Here is a 1678-nt window from a genome sequence, read left to right on the forward strand (position 1 = left end):
CTCCTCTAGGTCCGCGAAAGTGCGGTTAGCGACAGGTCTACTCGAGATTCAGCTCGACAGTTGCACTTTCGCGGAAGTCGCACCGGCGGCAGCTTTCATCTGAGCGAACAATTCGGTGTAGTACGGCAAGGACTCGACAATCGCCTCTTCGGTGGTGAACAGCGGCCGGTAGCCAAGATCCCGGGTGGCCTTGGCGACCGAGAAGTAGTTGTCCAGATACAGCCGCTCGACGGCCAGCGGCTCCAGCATGGGCGCACGGATACCGAAGCGGAAATGCAGTCGCTGCCAACCCAGCATGGCCGCGCGCACCGCGGCGCCCGATACCCGCAGCCGCGGCAACCGCTCTCCGCACGCCGTCACCACCGGCCGGGCGAACTCGAACATGTTGATCGGCTCGGCGTCGTTGATGAAGTAGGCCTGGCCCGGCGCGGTGCCGCCGGGCTCCAGGTGCTCGGCCGCCAAGATGAACCCGTGAATGAGGTTGTCTACGTAGGAGTTATCCAAACGGGCGGACTTGCGGCCGACCAGCACTTTGACGTGACCGGCCAGCACGCTTTCGAATACTTTGCGGAACATCGTCTGATCGCCGCGGCCCCAGATACCGCTCGGCCGGATAGCGCAGGTCAACATTCCGTCAATACCGTTTTGCGACAGCACAAAACGTTCCGCAACTACCTTGGTCTCGGTGTAGAGGTCGGCGAAGCGGTCGGTGTAGGGCAGCGTCTCGTCGCCGTCCGTGATGCGCTTGCCGCCCATCACCACGCTATTCGACGACGTGTAGACGAACCGTTTGACGCCGGCCGCCCGCGCCGCGTGCACCAGGTTCTTGGTGCCCTCGACGTTGACGGCGAAGCTGCGCCGCCGGTAGTCCTCGGTGACCGATGCGCCGCCCATCAACGCGATCAGTGCCGCGGTGTGAAAGACGGTGTCGACGCGGTTCACCGCGCCCGCGACGGTGTCCCGGTCGCAGATGTCGCCTAGTAGCACCTCGAGTCCCGGATGGGCGGGCAGCGGTGATGGTGCCCGGTCGAAGGACCGCACCTGATGACCCCGGTTGAGCAGGGTGGTCACCAGGTTGGCGCCCACGAATCCCGAGCCGCCGGTGACGAGCACGCGGCCCAGTCGAGCGGTCGGATCCGGGGCAGAATTCGCAGCATGAACGGCCATGCCGACGAGGATAACTGAAACGTGTTCCAGTTTCGAATAAAAGTCAGAGAAATGCGTGCGACGTCAAGAATCGTCGGATTCGCCGGCGGCCAGCACGTCGGCCACCCGCTGGCGCGCGCCAGCTAAGTGTTCCTCGCAGCGTTTTGCCAGCTGTTCGCCTCTTTCCCACAGTTTCAGCGATGTATCGAGATCGAGTCCGCCTTGCTCCAGCAGGCGCACGACCTCGATCAGCTCGTCACGGCATTGTTCATAACCGAGCTGACTAATAGGTGTAGCTTCCTCACTCGCCATCCACGGGCCCTTCGCTCAGCGCCGCCAGCGCGCCATCGCCGACCCGCACCCGCAACCTGGTCCCGGCGGGGGCGTCGTCCACCGACCGCAGCACCGCCGCGCCGCTGCCCCCGACGGTCTGCACCACGGCGTAGCCCCGCGCGAGGGTGGCCGCGGGGCCCAGTGTCGCCAGCCGCGCCGACAGATGCCCGACGTGCTCGGCCTGCCCGTCGATCAGTCG

Annotated in this window: 2 protein-coding genes and 1 pseudogene; all 3 read right to left on the reverse strand. The window is 65.1% G+C overall.

Going from position 1 to position 1678, the window contains the following annotated elements; genetic code table 11:
* Positions 1-48: 48 nt before the first annotated feature.
* Complete coding sequence (locus AC2VOG_RS13365) at positions 49-1167, reverse strand: 3-beta-hydroxysteroid dehydrogenase (protein ID WP_486940378.1); 1119 nt, start codon at positions 1165-1167, stop codon at positions 49-51.
* Between the two features lie 63 nt (positions 1168-1230).
* Positions 1231-1458 carry an exodeoxyribonuclease VII small subunit gene (locus AC2VOG_RS13370; protein WP_486940379.1) on the reverse strand — a complete coding sequence of 76 codons (228 nt, stop codon included), beginning with the start codon at positions 1456-1458 and terminating at the stop codon, positions 1231-1233.
* Positions 1448-1678 (reverse strand): annotated as a pseudogene (locus AC2VOG_RS13375) (exodeoxyribonuclease VII large subunit); the annotation flags it as partial. The gene AC2VOG_RS13370 and the pseudogene AC2VOG_RS13375, both read right to left, overlap by 11 nt.

The organism is Mycobacterium sp. TH-M11 (assembly GCF_057473725.1).